Origin of the sequence: Salinivibrio sp. ML198 (assembly GCF_001996015.1) — a bacterium.
Classification (GTDB): Bacteria; Pseudomonadota; Gammaproteobacteria; order Enterobacterales; family Vibrionaceae; genus Salinivibrio; species Salinivibrio siamensis.
In genome coordinates this window covers 60455-76325 of record NZ_MUEZ01000007.1, presented here as the reverse complement: position 1 = coordinate 76325, position 15871 = coordinate 60455, and the positions used below count along the sequence as shown (strand labels likewise).

The following is a 15871-nucleotide window of genomic DNA, read 5'->3' as shown; positions in this document are numbered from 1 at the left end:
GTTGCGACAATACCGCCTTTGCTGGATTTTGCGGGTCACTGCCATGTTTGATATTGCGCTCTATGAGCCTGAAATTGCACCGAATACGGGCAATATTATTCGTCTGTGTGCTAATTGCGGCGCGCACTTACATCTGATTGAGCCGCTAGGCTTTGATCTTGACGAGAAGAAAGTCCGTCGCGCGGGATTGGATTATCACGACCTTGCTCGCGTAACACGGCATAAAGATTACGCAGCCTTTGCAAAAGCGATGGCGGGGCGTCGTATTTTTGCGTGTACCACCAAAGCCACCCAGTTTCATACGGAGGCGACGTTTGCGGACGGTGATGTGTTGTTGTTTGGGCCAGAAACGCGCGGCTTGCCTGATGCGTTGATCCAAGCATTACCAGACGTGCAGCGGTTACGCATTCCCATGCAGCCAGAGGCGCGTAGCCTTAATCTGTCTAATGCCGTGGCCATTATTGGCTATGAAGCGTGGCGGCAATTAGGGTTTGCCGGCGCACAATAAAAAACGTCCCCAGTCTGGGGACGTTTTTTTAGGCGTTTAGCGTCAGTCGCTTACGCTTTTTTCGCGTCAGCCGCTGCTTTAGCAATCGCCGCAAAGCCAGCGGCGTCAAGTGCGGCACCACCAACGAGCGCGCCGTCGATGTCTGGCATTGCAAACAGCTCAGCCGCGTTGCCTGCTTTCACCGAGCCGCCGTATTGAATAACCACTTTGCTCGCCACGTCTTCACTGTAAGATGCAATGTGCTTGCGAATCGCCGCATGGATATCTTGCGCTTGCTGTGCGGTAGCCGCTTTACCGGTGCCGATTGCCCAGATTGGCTCGTAGGCGATCACGGCATCGTTCAAGGCTTCAACCCCTTGTGATTGGATCACAGCGTCAAGCTGACGTGCGCATACCGCGAGGGTTTCGCCGGCTTCGTTTTGTGCTTCAGACTCACCGATACACAGCACAGGCGTTAGGCCGTTTTCTTTTAAGAAAGCAAACTTCTGCGCGACAAATTCGTCAGACTCTTGATGATATTCACGACGCTCTGAGTGGCCGATAATGATATGGGTCGCACCAAAGTCTTTCAGCATCTCTGCAGAGATATCACCGGTGAATGCGCCGCTGTTGTGTGTGTCGACGTTTTGCGCACCGAGTTTGATGGCACTATCAGCCAGCAGTTGCTCGGCTTGAGCCAAATACATCACTGGTGGCGCGACGGCAACGTCCACGCCTTCAACACCTTTAAGTTCAGCGTTTAGGCCGTTAAGCAGTTCAGTGACCATGGCTTTGCTGCCATTGAGTTTCCAGTTACCCATTACCAATGGACGGCGCATAGGAATTCCTCCGCGGTTTAGTTGATTTGAAGTCAAAAGATGTAAAGAAGGTAGTCTATTGTAGCGCGGCCTTCTCTGTTTAAAATCATAGAATGGCGAGAATGCTTTTGTTTTTACCCGTTTTAGGCCGAAAAGGGAACCTTAAGGTAGTAAATTTTCATCATAATGACAGGCTGACATCGGCAAAATTGTGACAGTCGCGCTCGTGGTAAGGCAAGACTTTCGGCACTATGCGAATTGGCGTTTTTAATGGAGGGACGTTTTATGCCCCATCTGGTGATGGAATACACAGACGCACTGGCCGAGCGAGTCAATATTGATCAACTGGTGGATGATCTTCATCGTGCCGCGATTGCTACCGGCAGCTTCGACCCCGAGGCGTTAAAATCACGTGCTGTTCCTTGTGGTGTGTGGCGGGTTGGTGCTCAGTCAGACCGCAGTGAATTTGTCCACGTGGAGTTTCGTTTGCTTGCCGGACGCAGTGACACGCAAAAAGCGGCGATTAGTGACGCACTCACCACACCGCTACGCGAGCACGCCGGTCACGTGAGCAGTTTAACGGTAGAAGTACGCGACATGGACACCAACAGCTACCGTAAGTGGGTGGGCGACAAGCAAGCGATGTAAGGCTAGCTTGGACGCTCGGGCGCATTGGCGGTCGCTTTTCTGGCGGCTTGGCCGACGCGAAAGTCCATAATGTCCGCTTGATGACTGCGCAACTCTTCCGGCGCCGTAAAGGCAGTGGCAAAGCGCGAGTATTGGCGGGTGAGAGCCTGAAACAACATCACGTTGACGTGTAAAGGGTTCTTGCCATGGTCAATCATTCGGTTGATATGGCTCAACATCGCGTGGAGCTGAGGTTGGGTGGCGTAAGATGCATTGGCGATGACATCTTCACTCATTGTTAGCCTCAGCTCTTCTAACGCACGAGGGTCAGACTCAGCCAGTGCCGCTAACTCATCGAAAGAGGGTAGGGTTTTCATCGCGTACTCCTTACACGCCGCCGATCCGCTGATCGTGTTACCAAAGCGTTAATTTAACTATGAGCCGGGGGCTGGAGGGGATCAAATAAGCGATGTCTGGCTATGTTGACGGCCTGAATGGAGATGCAGACGGAGGCGGGGGCAATCGACTGAATCTGAATTGGTTTTTGTGGTTAATTCTCGTCGATAAAAATGCCCTGCTTTACCGTATGCGTGTCAGCAAAGCAGGGCTCGCGTTTACCAATAGTGCTCGGTGGTGACGTTGCCGGGTTTACGGCGCAGGTTTTTGCTGAGTCCTTTGCCTTCCAAGAGTGTTTTCACTTCTTTGACCATGGCGGGGTTGCCACACAGCATCACTTGGCTGTGTTCAGGCGTGAGGGGCAGACCAACCACCCGTTCGAGTAGCCCATCCTCTAGTGCGTGGGTCACACGCCCAGAGAGCGCACCCGCGGTCGGCTCACGACTGACAAATGGCTGCACCACTAGTTGGTCAGGGTATTGCTCTTGCAGCGCGTTAATGCGTGCTTGGTAGGTTAAATCGGCGGCGAAGCGTACCGCATGCACCAGTATCACTTTACGAAAACGTGACCACAGATCGCCTTGTTCCATCAGTGAGATGTAAGGGCCGATTGCCGTCCCAGTGGCAAACATCCAAAGGTGTTGGCCTTGTGGCACTTCATCGAGGGTAAAGTAGCCGGCCGGATCTTGCGTGATCATCACGCTGTCGCCTGGCTCGAGTGCATGGAGGCGGGGTGACATTATCCCGTCGGCGACACGCGTGGCATAGACTTCTAAGTATTTACTTTGTGGAGGATTCACGAACGAGTAGGCACGCTGGATCAACTTACCATCGATCTCCATGCCGAGTTTTGTGAATTGGCCTGCCTTAAACGGCTCGACAGGGGCGGATAACACCAGGCTGAAGAGATCCTTTGTCCAATGTTGGTTCTCCACTACCTCAGCCTTGATCCAAGTGGCCATATTACCTCCTCACGTCTTCTCTCCAATACGATATGTGCAGCGGCGCTGTCCAGAGACGATATGCTCTTCGCGTTCGACCCGGTAGGCCTCACCGAGTAGGTGGCGGAATAACTGGATTTCTGAGCGGCATAATGCCGGACAGGACTTCGCTGCATGACAGATAGGGCAGTGATGTTCAATCAGTATATAGTCGGTGCCGTCTTGATGAAGCTCGGCCATATATCCCTCGCTCTCTCTAAGATACGCCAAGGTTCGCAATTTAGCCTCTAAATTATCGCAATCTTTGAGCGCGTCTTGATATTGGGCAAAGGTGGCGGCTTCACGTTGAGCAATGACTTTTGCAACACCTTGCTCGCCAAACACGTCTTGCACGGAATCGATAAGGGTAATCGATAAATCATGGTGGCTGTCGGCAAAGCGGCGGTGACCATGGGCGGTTAGGGACCAATGACGAGAAGGTCTGCCCACTTTGGCGCGGATATCCTCAAAGTCGACCAAGCCATCGCGCTCTAAGCTTTGCAAATGTTGACGTACGCCCATGGTGGTCATGCCAAGCTCATCAGCCAAGGCTTTCGCACTTACGCTGCCTTCGCGTTTGATGGTGTGTAGAATGCGGTCAGTGGACTTCATGATTCGATTTCGATTACCCCAATCGTGTCGTCGCAAATAAATAAAGTAAACTATTTATAAAAGGGTAATCGAAATCGACGGGCTTGACCAGTCAAGGGCCGTATTCACGGCCACTGAGGTTACAGGATGTGCGGTTTGATCGCCGCATCTTTGCGGCTTAAATAATGGGTCGAGCGGATCCGACGAATGGTGCGGCACTGTCCGCGTACCACCAAGGTTTCAGTGGTGGCTAAATCCCCGTGTCGGGTAATGCCATCGAGCAGATCGCCTTTAGTGATCCCGGTCGCCGCAAATACCACATTATCACTGCTGGCCATGTCCGATAGCGTTAACACCTGATGAGCGGCAATCCCCATTTGCGTGCATCGTGTCATTTCTTGTTCACCGAGCAAGCGGTTGTCTGGGGTATCCCCTTTCACGTCGTGGCGTGGTAGCAATCGCCCTTGCATATCGCCGCCCAGCGCCCGGATTACGGCCGCGGACACCACGCCTTCTGGCGCACCGCCAATGCCAACCATCACATCCACTTCACTTTCAGGCATACAGGTCAGAATGGAGGCCGCCACATCCCCATCGGGAAACGCAAAGACGCGGATCCCTTTCGCCTGCATGGTGGCGATGATCTCATCATGGCGTGGTTTAGCCAAGGTGGCGACCACCAAGGTATCGAGTGTTTTATCCAGCGCCACCGCAATGCGCTCAAGGTTATCGATTAAAGGTTTACTGAGGTCAATCGCGCCTTTGGCGTCGGGGCCGACAACCAGTTTTTCCATGTACATATCAGGGGCTTTCAAAAAGCTGCCTTTCTCGCCGGCGGCGAGCACCGCGAGCGCGTTGGCTTGCCCCATGGCCGTCATTCGTGTGCCTTCTATCGGGTCAACGGCAATATCGACCGCATCGCCACCCAACCCGACGTGTTCGCCAATGTAGAGCATCGGGGCATCATCGATTTCACCTTCCCCTATCACGATTTCACCGTCGATATCGGTGAGGTTAAGTAAGGTGCGCATTACTTCAACAGCCGCGCCATCGGCCGCGTTCTTGTCTCCTCGTCCCAGCCATTTGTACCCAGCCAATGCTGCGCCTTCGGTCACACGCGAGAAAGCCAATGCGAGATCACGTTTCATCAGTACTCCGGAAATGTCAGCCACATTAAGACAGGCCTTAGCCCAATTTGCGCGCAAGTCTACCAGAAAGAGAAAACGTTTGCGTTGGGTCAGGTCGGGTGTTTTTGCCGAATCTGAAACGGTGATGACAAAAGGCGCTGCATTTTTGCGCACTTGTACGCGGGCAGGTAGCGAGAACAGTGGCAGTCTGGTATCACCTGAGTACAATAAAGCCGGGGTGCACATTCAGTTGCACGGGTTGCTGCACATTAGGCAGTAACGGGATCAATCGTCAGAAATAAGGTGGCCTTGATGTCATTGGAAGTATTAGAACAACTCGAAGCTAAAGTACAAATGGCGGTGGATACCATTTCGCTGCTACAAATGGAAATCGAAGAGCTCAAAGAAAAGAACGGGTCACTCGAGCAAGATGCCGTCGCGGAAAAAGAGCGCCGTGAGCAGCTTGAGCAGGAAAACGCCAAACTGCGCGACGAGCAGCAAGCATGGCAAGATCGCATCCGGAGCTTGTTAGGTAAGATTGAGAACGTCGAATAAACAAAAACAGAGCCAATTGGCTCTGTTTTGCTATTCGGTGTCAGGCGACGAGTCAGTCGTCGTCTTCCGCCTCATCGATGTCCGCGTCTGCCATGGTCAGCGCATCAGGTGAAAGGATCACGCCGGTGGTGTCGGCATAGACATGATCATCAGGCAAGAAGGTAACGCCGCCAAAGTTCACTGGCACGTCCGTTTCACCGACACCTTGCTCGTCAGCCCCCACTGGAATTGAAGCCAGTGCTTGAATGCCGATATCGATTTCATCAATGGTATCGACATCACGGACACACCCATAAACAATCATGCCAGCCCAGTCGTTGTCAGCGGCAAGCTGCGCAATCTCGCCGTCAATAAGGGCGCGACGTAACGAACCGCCGCCATCAATCAGCATAATTCGCTGCTCGCCGTCTTGTTCGGCCATTTCACGAATTAACCCATTGTCCTCAAAGCATTTTACTGTGGTAATTTGGCCACCAAACGAGCTGCGGCCCCCATAAGAGCTAAACATTGGCTCCACGACATCCACGTGTTCGGGGTACATGTCGCATAGTTCCGAGGTATTATATTCCATAGTCTAACTTCTTGTTGAGGCAGAAAAAGGCTGGCAAGCTAGTGTTGCCAACATGGCAAGTCCAAGTATAACGAGCCCATAAGGGTTTGCAATGTTAAAGCGGACAATCTGTGGCCTGATTAGACTAACAGCATACCGGTCATAAACAGGCCATTGGTGATCAGTGCACAACGCACCATGGTTCCCATCATGGGACGCAGGGCGTTGGCATTGGTGGCTTGGTAAACGTCACGCCCATGGCGCACCAGTAAGGGCACACTGGCAAGGAACAACCAACCCAACCAGGCTTGCAAGGTGAGGGCGGCAAATAAGGAATAACACGCAACCGCCCCGGCCAGTAAAATCACATGATACTGACGTCCGCGCTCCGGCCCTAAACGCACCACTAAGGTATGCTTACCACACGCGCGATCGTTATCAATATCTCGTAAATTATTGATATTGAGTACGCCGACCGCTAATAAGCCACACGCCGTCGCGGGTAAAATGACCAAGGAATCAATGTGGCCGACCTGCAAATAATAAGTGCCTGCCACCCCGAGCCAACCAAAGAAGATCAGCACCGACACATCTCCTAAACCGCGATAGCCATACGGCTTGTTGCCCACGGTGTAGGTAATGGCCGCGACAATCGCCATCACACCGAGCAGCAAGAAACTAATAATGTCAGTCGGCTGTTGGCAGGCAATCGCAATCAGTGACCCACCACTGAGTAGGGTTAAACCAATATTAAGCATGAGCGCACGGCGCATGGTGGTCAGGCTGACGTGGCCGGATTGGATCGCGCGCATGGGACCGATACGCGTCACGTTATCCGTGCCTTTTATCGCATCACCATAGTCGTTCGCGAGGTTAGACAGGATCTGCAGCAATAAGGCAGTGACGAGCGCCATCAAGCTGATTGACCATGACAGGCTCCCTTGCGAGGCAGCGACCGCACTGCCGGACAAAATCGAGGTAACGGCCAGCGGTAGCGTTTTAGGTCGCGCCGCATCCAGCCATATCGCGAGAGTAGAAGGCCGCATAGCGATCCTCAAGACGAAAAAACGATGTCACCATTATTGCGCAAGCCAGGGGAGGAGTAACCCATTGTCGGCTGAAATCCGACTTGCTGTTGCGCTAGCTCAAATTTTGATGCAAAAAAGGGCAGCGTTTGCTGCCCTAGTATTGCGGTCTCGAGCTCGTTTAGAGGATGAAGCGACTCAAGTCTTCGTCATCAACCAACTCTTCGAGGTGGCGGCGGACATAATCCGCATCAACGGTGACACTTTGACCGGCGCGTTCGCTGGCGTCGTATGAGACCTCTTCCATCAAGCGTTCCATCAAGGTATGCAGGCGACGGGCGCCGATGTTTTCGGTTTTCTCGTTCACCCGCCACGCGGCAGAGGCCAGCTCATCAATACCACTTTCCTCAAACGCCAGATCAATCTCTTCGGTTTTTAGCAGTGCGGTATATTGCTGAGTGAGCGACGCATTTGGCTCGGTGAGGATCCGCTTAAAGTCATCGGTGGATAGCGCTTCAAGCTCAACACGGATGGGCAAGCGCCCTTGCAATTCCGGGATCAGATCAGACGGACGTGATACTTGGAAAGCGCCTGAGGCGATAAACAGAATATGATCGGTTTTGATCATACCGTGTTTGGTAGACACTGTGCTGCCTTCGACCAATGGCAAGAGATCGCGTTGCACCCCTTCGCGAGACACCTCGCCACCACTGGTGTTGCCTGACTTACAGATCTTATCGATTTCATCCACAAACACGATGCCGTTGTTCTCCACCATGTGGATGGCTTGCTCTTTAATTTCTTCTTGGTTAACCAGCTTGGCGGCTTCTTCCTCGGTCAGCGCTTTCATGGCGTCTTTGATTTTCATCTTACGCTTTTTGGTGCTGTTGCCACCGAGGTTTTGGAACATGCTTTGAAGCTGGTTGGTCATCTCTTCCATGCCTGGCGGCGACATGATTTCCACCCCCATTTGTGGGGCGGCGACATCGACTTCCACTTCTTTATCATCAAGCTGGCCTTCGCGTAATTTTTTACGGAAGCTTTGCCGTGTTGAAGAATCCTCTTGGCTGGCCTCATTTTGGCCCCATGCGTCGCGTGCGGGTGGCAGCAAGATATCGAGGATACGATCTTCAGCTTGTTCTTCAGCGCGGAATTTTACCTTTTCCATCGCTTGCTGCTGGGTCATATTCATCGCCACATCCGCCAGATCGCGAATAATGGTTTCCACCTCTTTCCCGACATAACCCACTTCGGTGAACTTGGTAGCTTCCACCTTGATAAAAGGCGCGTTGGCAAGGCGTGCTAACCGGCGAGCGATCTCCGTTTTACCCACACCGGTTGGACCAATCATCAAGATGTTTTTCGGGGTGACTTCCGCACGCAGCTCTTCGGCAAGCTGCATTCGGCGCCAGCGGTTTCGCAGTGCGATCGCCACCGCACGTTTGGCATTGTCTTGACCGATAATGTGACGGTCAAGCTCATGCACGATTTCGCGTGGAGTCATTTCAGACATCACTAATCCTGTTTCTTACTCTCGAGTTCTTCAACGGTGTGCTGCTGGTTAGTAAACACACATATATCACCGGCGATGGTTAGCGCTTTCTCTGCGATCTCGCGGGCATCTAACGCCGTGTTTTCAAGCATAGCAACGGCGGCGGCTTGGGCATAGTTGCCGCCAGAGCCAATGGCGATCAAGTCGCGCTCTGGTTCAACCACATCGCCGTTACCGGTAATGATCAATGAGGCGGTTTCATCAGCGACCGCCAGTAGGGCCTCTAATCGACGTAGCGCGCGATCAGTACGCCATTCTTTAGCCAGTTCAACGGCCGCTTTGGTTAGGTGCCCTTGGTGTAATTCAAGCTTGCGCTCGAAGCGCTCAAATAAGGTGAAGGCATCAGCAGTGCCGCCAGCAAATCCGGCGAGAACTTGGCCGTTATACAAACGACGGACTTTTCGGGCATTGCCTTTCATCACGGTATTGCCGAGTGACACTTGGCCATCGCCAGCAATAACCACTTTACCTTCGCGACGAACGGAAACGATTGTAGTCACGGGAACCTCTTTCTTTGTGTCTGGTACACCAGGTGGGTGATTAATGTAAGAGGTTGGGCTTTGCCGCTCACTTTTCAAGGGGAGAAGGAAGGATTTCAATCAAGGCTGGGCAAGGAATAGACTTGACCCAGCCGATAAAATGCGGCGCTGTTATTCCCAGTACCAAATAGCACAAGGCTCAACCCCGGCGCGGCGGAGCATATTACGGTCACGCTCTGCTTGACGCTTGCGTGGGTAAGGACCCAATACCACCCGGTACCAGGTGCCTTTTTCTCCTTGGCTTATCTTGATTTGGCTTTCTAGCCCTTGAAAAGCGATGATCGCTTTACGTTCATTTGCCTGCTCTTGACTGCGGTACGCACCGCATTGCATCAGGTAAGGACGCGTGGATTGCGGCAATGCTTTGGCCTTCACTTCCACCTCTTTACTCTCCAGCTCTTCGATGTAACTCCATTTTTCTTCAGGCTTTTTAGGCAGATGTGCCTTCTTGCTCTGCGTGGAAGGCTGAGGCTGTGTGTCTGTTGCCGGTTTAGGCGCGGGCGCGTCGGTATTACTTAATAGGTACAGGCCATAACCAAACGCGCCAACCAAGCAGACGGCAAGCAACGCCCATTTTAATGGGAAACGAGCACGCGCTTTGGGTGGTTGGCGGCGGGTATTTTTTTTACGTGGTGCTTTACCACGTTTTACGTAGTCACGAGTTGCCACAGCAAATATTCAATTTCAAAAAGCCAGTAAAGCGCTCATGTTACTGGCTTCGACTCGTGCTGACCAGTCTTACTACCGAGACGGTGGGGCAACGCTCTCACGGATCACTAATTTGGCATCTAAAAGTCGTGATCCTGCATTCACTTCACGCCCTTGCAAGGTGTTGAGCAGCATTAACATCGCCTGACGACCAATGTCGTAGCGAGGTTGGGAGACAGTGGTCAGGGGAGGATCGCAATATTCGGCGAATTGGATGTCATCAAACCCTACAATCGAAATATCTTGCGGCACGCGCATGCCTAGGCGCTTTGCTTGTTGCATGGCACCGACGGCCATCACATCACAATGACAGAATACCGCGGTGGGAGGCTCAGGGAGGGACAATAGATTGGTCATTGCCCGCGCTCCAGAGGCAAAACTGAAATCTCCCACCACGCTGTAGGCTGGGTTGACTGTAATCCCCGCGCGCTGCAGGGCCTGCTGATAGCCTTGTGAGCGGAATTGCGTCAGTGCGGTTTCCGGCACCCCAGTAATATTGGCAATACGGGTGTGGCCGACTTGGGTGAGGTAATTGACCGCCTCAAAAGCGGCAGTCAGGTTGTCGATATGCACCGTCGGCAATTCAAGATCCGGGGCATACTCACATGCCATCACAAGCGGAGGGAGATTTTTCTGCTCGGGCTTACTGACATCAAAGGGAACATCGGAGCCCAGTAGGAGCATGCCATCTGCCTGTTTGGTAAAAACCAAGTTGACGAATGAGTTTTCGCGGTGGTGTTGTTGGGCACTATCTCCGAGCAAAACCAGGTAACCGTGCTCCATCGCCGCTTCTTCGATCCCGCGGATGATCTCACTAAAGTAAGGATCGCAGATGTCTGGGACAATCGCGACGATGGTTTTGGACTCGTTGCGGCGTAGGTTACGTGCAAGTGAGTTAGGGGAATAGCCAGCTTCTACGACCGCTTGCTCAACCTTTTTACGGGTTGTGGCCGAGACCTTCTCAGGGTTCATCAGCGCGCGAGAGACGGTTGCTGTGGATACACCGGCAATGTGGGCAACGTCCTTCATTGTCGCCATAATGACAGTCCTCTTGTTATCTGTATTGTGAGATCAGACAGTTATTAGCTCGTCTGACCTGTTCTCTTAGCCAATTGCGGCCTTATTCTACCTAGCCTTGTCCGATTTAAACACGGACAAGCTAACACTTATTGCAATGAAAGTGTGATTGCTGTCGCTTTACTGCAAGGGAATGTTAAGAAAGGTCTTGCGGCTCGACATCTAATGACCACCTCACTTTACGCGACAGAGGGAGCTGTTGGATGGCCGGGAGCGCCACTTGGAGCCATTGCTGCATGATTTTTCGGCTGGGCGCTTGAATGAGGAGTTGCCACCGATAGCGACCCGCGCGTTTCGCCATGGCGGCGGGCATAGGCCCCATAATATGGCATTCATCCTGTTGAATCGGTGAGGTAGCCAGCGTTTGACGCACCTGTTGTAAAAACTGCTGGACGCTGTTTTCTTCATGCCCGTCGGCGCGAAAGAGACTAAGAAACGTGTAAGGCGGCAGCCACGCCTGACGCCGTTCATTTAACGCAGATTCGGCAAAGGCTTGATAACCTTTATGCACTAAAGATTGGATCAGGGTGTGCTCTGGATGGTGGGTTTGTAATAACACGGTACCCGGCTTACTGGCGCGGCCCGCTCGCCCGGCGACTTGCACCATCAATTGGGCCAAACGCTCAGGGGCACGAAAGTCATTACTGAATAGAGCCCCGTCAACATCGACTAAGGCGACCAGGGTGACGTTAGGAAAGTGATGGCCTTTGGCGAGCATTTGTGTGCCCAATAGAATTTGATACTCACCCTTTTCAATGTCGGCCAAGTAACCTTCAAGGCTCCCTTTTCGCCGGGTATTATCGCGATCAATGCGAACGGTATTGTATTCGGGAAACAAGGTGCCAAGCTGGGATTCGAGTTGCTCGGTACCGACACCGACGCTAATAAGCTGGGTAGAACCACAGTCGCCACATTGGGGAGGCACACGTTTTTGGTGGCCACAGTGATGACAACGCAACTCTTGGTGTTGTTGATGAAGGGTATAGTAGGCATCACAGCGTTGGCAGTTCGCTAGCCAGCCGCATTCGTGACACATCATCGCGGGCGCATAACCGCGGCGATTTAAAAACAGCATCACCTGGTTACCTTGTTGCAGGTGCTGACGCATTTCAGCAATCAGCGGCGCCGACAAGCCAGCTTCGAGGTGATGGCCTTTGATATCGAGTATCCCTTGCCGGGCGGTGACCGCGTTACCAGGGCGTTGCGTGAGCTTAAGGTACTGGTATTTGCCGGTTTTTGCGTTGTGTAAGCTCTCCAGTGATGGCGTTGCCGAGCCCAAGATCACCGGCACTTGTTCTTCATGCCCCCGCATGACAGCCAGATCGCGGGCGTGATAGCGAAAGCTATCTTGCTGCTTATAGGAAGGGTCGTGCTCCTCATCGATAATGATGATGCCAAGCTTTGCCATGGGGGTAAAAAGCGCTGAGCGTGTGCCAATCACTATCGCGGCTTGATTCTCCCGTGCGGCCAGCCAGGCGTTGAGACGGTCGGTATCGCTGAGCCCTGAATGCATCACGGTCACAGGAACAGCAAAGCGGCGCTCAAAACGGCGAATGGTTTGTGGTGTCAGGCCAATTTCTGGCACCAGGATGAGCGCTTGCTGGCCACGTGCGAGCACCGGCTCAAGCACATTGAGATACACCTCGGTTTTGCCTGAGCCAGTGATCCCCTCTAATAGCGCGCAGGCAAAACCATCGCCAGCATTGAGGGTGGCAACCGCCATCGCTTGCTCGTGGTTTAACGTCGGTTTTTCTTCGGTCACCGCAAAGTTTTTTACCCAAGCATTGGCCTGAGAAGGGGGCGAGTAGGGCGCGATCCAGCCTTTTTCTGCCACCGTTTTTAGCACCGGCGTGCCGATGTCTTGTTCGATTAAGTCGGCTTGAGTGGCTGGACCGTGCGTGAGAAGCTGCAACACTCGGGCTTGTTTGGGGGCGCGGCTCAGACCTGATAGAGGTTGGTTTTGTCCTGACTCGGTGATTTGCCACCATTTTTGTTGCTGCAATGTCGCAGGGCGTCCTTTACGCAGCGAGGTTGGCATCACCGCCCCCATCGCATCTCCTAGCGGATGATGGTAAAAACGGCTCGCCCATTGCAGGAGATTGTATACCGCGGGGGTCCAAACCGGCTGCGTGTCGAGTACGGTATCAATCGCTTTGAGTTGGCTGGCTTCCACACTGGCCGTTGGCGACAAGCCGGTAACGATGCCAACTTTATGCTGGCGTCCAAACGGCACCTTGACGCGCCCTCCGATGATCGGATGCTGATCGTCTGCAATACGGTAATCAAAGGTTTTCGGCAAAGGGACAGGCAAAGCCACCTGAGCAAACTGTTCCATCACAACATCTTATTGGCCAGAAGGAATGTCAGTGTAACGGTTAGCCACACGTTGGCAAAGCCTTGTTGCACCGTAAGAGACACGCGGATTGCACAAAAAAGTTGCGAAAAAGAGGGCGCTTGATTAGAATTGCGCGCCTTAGAAAATGTTTGTTAACGACGTGTGGTGCCCGGCTTAGGATCGGGAGAGCGACACGGCCTTTAAGATGAGGTTATCCCTATGAAAGCTGGTATCCATCCAGAGTACAAAGCCGTCACAGCAAAATGCTCTTGCGGTAACGAATTCGCGTTCAGCACAACCCTAGGCAAAGACATTTACCTAGACGTGTGTGACAAGTGTCACCCATTCTACACTGGTAAGCAGCGTATCCTTGATACCGGTGGCCGTGTTGACCGCTTTAAGAAGCGTTTCGGTGCCCTTAGCAGCAAAAAATAAGCCGCTATTGACCGAATACAGAGAAGGGACGCATCAGCGTCCCTTTTTTGATCGTATCGTCCCTGTCATCGGACAACAGGTCCGAGCATCATCGCGAATGTGCTGTTAGTACTGGTGGACGTTTGCTCCCTGCGTTACCATCTTTTTTATTATACAAACCTTCCCTGTGTGGTTTGTAGAGTGTCTGACTAATATCGGTGACGCTTCCCTGTCGATATTAGTTTCCCCTTCACGATAATAATTAGGAACACTAGATGTCGGACGATAAACGCCAGCAAGCGCTGGATTATCATGCATACCCTACTCCCGGAAAAATTTCTGTTGAATTGAGCAAACCTGCCGACTCGGCCGCGGATCTCGCGTTGGCGTACAGTCCTGGCGTTGCTGAGCCTGTGCGTGAGATAGCGCAAGATGCGGATGCGGTTTACCGCTATACGGGTAAAGGCAACATGGTGGCGGTGGTCTCAAACGGCACCGCGATTTTGGGGCTAGGAAATTTAGGCCCCATGGCTTCTAAGCCTGTCATGGAAGGTAAAGCTTTATTGTTCAAGCGTTTTGCTGGATTGGACTCGATCGACATTGAAGTCAAACACCGTACTATCGATGAATTCGTGGATACCGTGGCGAACATCGCGGATACCTTTGGCGGTATCAATCTCGAAGATATCAAAGCCCCAGATTGTTTTGAGATTGAAAAACAATTAATTGCACGTTGCGAAGTGCCTGTATTTCATGATGATCAACACGGCACTGCCATCGTCACCGCTGCCGGCATGCTTAACGCGCTTGAGCTGCAAGGCAAAGATATCCGCGAGGCGACGGTGGTGTGCATGGGCGCAGGCGCAGCGGCTGTTGCCTGTATGGAGCTATTAATAAAATGTGGCGCTCAGCGGGAAAAAATCTATATGTTGGATCGTAAAGGCGTGATCCATACGCGTCGTGACGACATCAACAAATACAAGCAGCTGTTTGCCAATAACACGGATAAGCGTACCCTCGAAGATGTGATTGAGGGCGCGGATATGTTCGTTGGCGTCTCCGGTCCAGACTTGCTTTCACCCGACGCCTTGAAGCTGATGGCAGATAAACCCGTGGTATTTGCCTGCTCGAACCCAGATCCTGAAATTCATCCGGATGTGGCGCATCAAGTGCGCGATGATCTGATCATGGGAACCGGGCGTTCGGATTACCCGAATCAGGTCAATAACGTGCTCTGCTTCCCGTTTATTTTCCGTGGCGCATTGGATGTACGTGCCAGTGAAATTAACGATGCGATGAAGTTGGCAGCGGTAGAGGCCATTCGCAGCCTAGCCAAAGAGCCTGTCCCACAAACGGTATTAGACGCCGCCGGTTTGTCTTCGCTAAGCTTTGGCCCAGATTACATTATTCCCAAGCCAATGGACGCGCGTTTATTACCTAAGGTTGCCCGCGCGGTAGCGCTGGCCGCCGTGGAAACCGGCGTGGCTCGTATCGAGATGCCAGAAAACTATATGCTCGACAAGGCGTAATGCTTGAGCGTGAGGAAAAGCGCGGTGGAATAGAGCCTGAGAAGGTTGTGCTGAGCACCTATCATTACAGAAAACCCGCCAATCGGCGGGTTTTTTTAGTATTCGCTATCGTCGAACTCGATACCAAGCTCTTCCATGATCCGACGTGCTTCAGCGGGAATGCTGTCGGGTTTATCCTTACGGATATCGTCATCGGTTGGTAGTGGTTGGCCGGTGTAGGCATGAAGAAATGCCTCACACAACAACTCACTGTTGGTCGCATGACGGAGGTTTTGCACCTGACGACGAGTACGCTCGTCGGTAAGAATTTTTAGTACTTTTAATGGGATAGAGACGGTGATCTTCTTTACCTGCTCTTTCTTTTTACCATGTTCGGCATACGGATTAATGTAGTCGCCGTTCCACTGCGCCATGTCTCACCTATCTTGATTATGGAATACCCAGAATGATGCTGCGGAGATTTTAGCTATATTAACCGCCACATGCAAAGGAGTATAGACGTCTAGAAGTGTTGACGTCCCAAAAAGCGCAGGGTAAGGTGGCAGTATGAAACCTGGATCA

17 protein-coding genes and 1 pseudogene are annotated in these 15871 nt (G+C 52.5%); 5 read left to right on the top strand and 13 right to left on the bottom strand.

The annotated features are described in order from the left end of the window. The first annotated feature begins 43 nt into the window (after positions 1–43). Complete coding sequence (locus BZG25_RS06475) at positions 44–508, top strand: tRNA (cytidine(34)-2'-O)-methyltransferase (RefSeq protein ID WP_077638709.1); 465 nt, start codon at positions 44–46, stop codon at positions 506–508. Between the two features lie 50 nt (positions 509–558). On the opposite strand, the gene tpiA is transcribed toward BZG25_RS06475, so the two are convergent. Continuing rightward, on the bottom strand, positions 559–1326 hold the full coding sequence (gene tpiA / locus BZG25_RS06470) for a triose-phosphate isomerase (RefSeq protein WP_077638708.1): 768 nt from the start codon (positions 1324–1326) through the stop codon (positions 559–561). 249 nt (positions 1327–1575) lie between these two features. Between tpiA and BZG25_RS06465 the strand changes: the two genes are divergently transcribed. Beyond that, the gene (locus BZG25_RS06465; protein ID WP_241828657.1) at positions 1576–1953 is read left to right on the top strand and encodes a 5-carboxymethyl-2-hydroxymuconate Delta-isomerase; all 378 of its coding nucleotides are present in this window, start codon (positions 1576–1578) and stop codon (positions 1951–1953) included. 2 nt (positions 1954–1955) lie between these two features. Here the strand turns inward: BZG25_RS06465 and BZG25_RS06460 are convergent, their stop codons facing one another. The 4 genes from BZG25_RS06460 to glpX form a co-directional block, all read right to left on the bottom strand. Then, entirely contained in the window at positions 1956–2309 is a 354-nt protein-coding gene (locus BZG25_RS06460; RefSeq protein WP_077638706.1) for a DUF3135 domain-containing protein, read from the bottom strand. 237 nt (positions 2310–2546) lie between these two features. Next, positions 2547–3290 carry a ferredoxin--NADP reductase gene (locus BZG25_RS06455; protein WP_046074726.1) on the bottom strand — a complete coding sequence of 248 codons (744 nt, stop codon included), beginning with the start codon at positions 3288–3290 and terminating at the stop codon, positions 2547–2549. A 9-nt stretch (positions 3291–3299) separates the two neighbouring features. After that, positions 3300–3920, bottom strand: a complete 621-nt coding sequence (locus BZG25_RS06450) for a metalloregulator ArsR/SmtB family transcription factor (protein ID WP_046074727.1) — start codon at positions 3918–3920, stop codon at positions 3300–3302. A 119-nt stretch (positions 3921–4039) separates the two neighbouring features. After that, entirely contained in the window at positions 4040–5047 is a 1008-nt protein-coding gene (glpX, locus tag BZG25_RS06445; protein WP_077606868.1) for a class II fructose-bisphosphatase, read from the bottom strand. Between the two features lie 291 nt (positions 5048–5338). On the opposite strand from glpX, the gene zapB reads away from it, so the two are divergent. Continuing rightward, the gene (gene zapB / locus BZG25_RS06440) at positions 5339–5581 is read left to right on the top strand and encodes a cell division protein ZapB (RefSeq protein ID WP_046074728.1); all 243 of its coding nucleotides are present in this window, start codon (positions 5339–5341) and stop codon (positions 5579–5581) included. A gap of 52 nt (positions 5582–5633) precedes the next feature. On the opposite strand, the gene rraA is transcribed toward zapB, so the two are convergent. The 7 genes and pseudogenes from rraA to priA all read right to left on the bottom strand — a co-directional run bounded on the left by rraA (position 5634) and on the right by priA (position 13370). Then, positions 5634–6152: a ribonuclease E activity regulator RraA gene (rraA, locus tag BZG25_RS06435; RefSeq protein WP_046074729.1), complete on the bottom strand. Its 519-nt coding sequence runs from the start codon at positions 6150–6152 to the stop codon at positions 5634–5636. A gap of 119 nt (positions 6153–6271) precedes the next feature. After that, the gene (locus tag BZG25_RS06430) at positions 6272–7177 is read right to left on the bottom strand and encodes a 1,4-dihydroxy-2-naphthoate polyprenyltransferase (protein WP_077638705.1); all 906 of its coding nucleotides are present in this window, start codon (positions 7175–7177) and stop codon (positions 6272–6274) included. A 160-nt stretch (positions 7178–7337) separates the two neighbouring features. Beyond that, positions 7338–8669 carry an HslU--HslV peptidase ATPase subunit gene (hslU, locus tag BZG25_RS06425; protein ID WP_077606822.1) on the bottom strand — a complete coding sequence of 444 codons (1332 nt, stop codon included), beginning with the start codon at positions 8667–8669 and terminating at the stop codon, positions 7338–7340. Positions 8670–8671: 2 nt separating this feature from the next. Next, positions 8672–9208, bottom strand: a complete 537-nt coding sequence (gene hslV, locus BZG25_RS06420) for an ATP-dependent protease subunit HslV (protein ID WP_069361883.1) — start codon at positions 9206–9208, stop codon at positions 8672–8674. A 150-nt stretch (positions 9209–9358) separates the two neighbouring features. Beyond that, positions 9359–9916, bottom strand: coding sequence for an SPOR domain-containing protein (locus BZG25_RS06415; RefSeq protein ID WP_077578246.1), 558 nt, complete (start codon positions 9914–9916; stop codon positions 9359–9361). A 72-nt stretch (positions 9917–9988) separates the two neighbouring features. Beyond that, positions 9989–10999: pseudogene (cytR, locus tag BZG25_RS06410) on the bottom strand (DNA-binding transcriptional regulator CytR); the annotation flags it as partial. 169 nt (positions 11000–11168) lie between these two features. Continuing rightward, positions 11169–13370: a primosomal protein N' gene (gene priA, locus BZG25_RS06405; RefSeq protein WP_077638704.1), complete on the bottom strand. Its 2202-nt coding sequence runs from the start codon at positions 13368–13370 to the stop codon at positions 11169–11171. A 216-nt stretch (positions 13371–13586) separates the two neighbouring features. Between priA and rpmE the strand changes: the two genes are divergently transcribed. Further along, on the top strand, positions 13587–13802 hold the full coding sequence (rpmE, locus tag BZG25_RS06400) for a 50S ribosomal protein L31 (RefSeq protein ID WP_046074736.1): 216 nt from the start codon (positions 13587–13589) through the stop codon (positions 13800–13802). Between the two features lie 254 nt (positions 13803–14056). Continuing rightward, the gene (locus tag BZG25_RS06395; protein ID WP_046074737.1) at positions 14057–15310 is read left to right on the top strand and encodes a malic enzyme-like NAD(P)-binding protein; all 1254 of its coding nucleotides are present in this window, start codon (positions 14057–14059) and stop codon (positions 15308–15310) included. 95 nt (positions 15311–15405) lie between these two features. Here the strand turns inward: BZG25_RS06395 and metJ are convergent, their stop codons facing one another. Next, positions 15406–15723, bottom strand: coding sequence for a met regulon transcriptional regulator MetJ (metJ, locus tag BZG25_RS06390; RefSeq protein ID WP_046074738.1), 318 nt, complete (start codon positions 15721–15723; stop codon positions 15406–15408). Positions 15724–15871: the final 148 nt, after the last annotated feature.

What these genes read in the sequence shown, in the direction of transcription:
- BZG25_RS06475 (WP_077638709.1), top strand. Translation starts at nt 44, where the DNA reads ATGTTTGATATTGCGCTCTATGAGCCTGAAATTGCACCGAATACGGGC.
- tpiA (WP_077638708.1), bottom strand. Translation starts at nt 1,326, where the DNA reads ATGCGCCGTCCATTGGTAATGGGTAACTGGAAACTCAATGGCAGCAAA.
- BZG25_RS06465 (WP_241828657.1), top strand. Translation starts at nt 1,576, where the DNA reads ATGGAGGGACGTTTTATGCCCCATCTGGTGATGGAATACACAGACGCA.
- BZG25_RS06460 (WP_077638706.1), bottom strand. Translation starts at nt 2,309, where the DNA reads ATGAAAACCCTACCCTCTTTCGATGAGTTAGCGGCACTGGCTGAGTCT.
- BZG25_RS06455 (WP_046074726.1), bottom strand. Translation starts at nt 3,290, where the DNA reads ATGGCCACTTGGATCAAGGCTGAGGTAGTGGAGAACCAACATTGGACA.
- BZG25_RS06450 (WP_046074727.1), bottom strand. Translation starts at nt 3,920, where the DNA reads ATGAAGTCCACTGACCGCATTCTACACACCATCAAACGCGAAGGCAGC.
- glpX (WP_077606868.1), bottom strand. Translation starts at nt 5,047, where the DNA reads ATGAAACGTGATCTCGCATTGGCTTTCTCGCGTGTGACCGAAGGCGCA.
- zapB (WP_046074728.1), top strand. Translation starts at nt 5,339, where the DNA reads ATGTCATTGGAAGTATTAGAACAACTCGAAGCTAAAGTACAAATGGCG.
- rraA (WP_046074729.1), bottom strand. Translation starts at nt 6,152, where the DNA reads ATGGAATATAATACCTCGGAACTATGCGACATGTACCCCGAACACGTG.
- BZG25_RS06430 (WP_077638705.1), bottom strand. Translation starts at nt 7,177, where the DNA reads ATGCGGCCTTCTACTCTCGCGATATGGCTGGATGCGGCGCGACCTAAA.
- hslU (WP_077606822.1), bottom strand. Translation starts at nt 8,669, where the DNA reads ATGTCTGAAATGACTCCACGCGAAATCGTGCATGAGCTTGACCGTCAC.
- rpmE (WP_046074736.1), top strand. Translation starts at nt 13,587, where the DNA reads ATGAAAGCTGGTATCCATCCAGAGTACAAAGCCGTCACAGCAAAATGC.
- BZG25_RS06395 (WP_046074737.1), top strand. Translation starts at nt 14,057, where the DNA reads ATGTCGGACGATAAACGCCAGCAAGCGCTGGATTATCATGCATACCCT.
- metJ (WP_046074738.1), bottom strand. Translation starts at nt 15,723, where the DNA reads ATGGCGCAGTGGAACGGCGACTACATTAATCCGTATGCCGAACATGGT.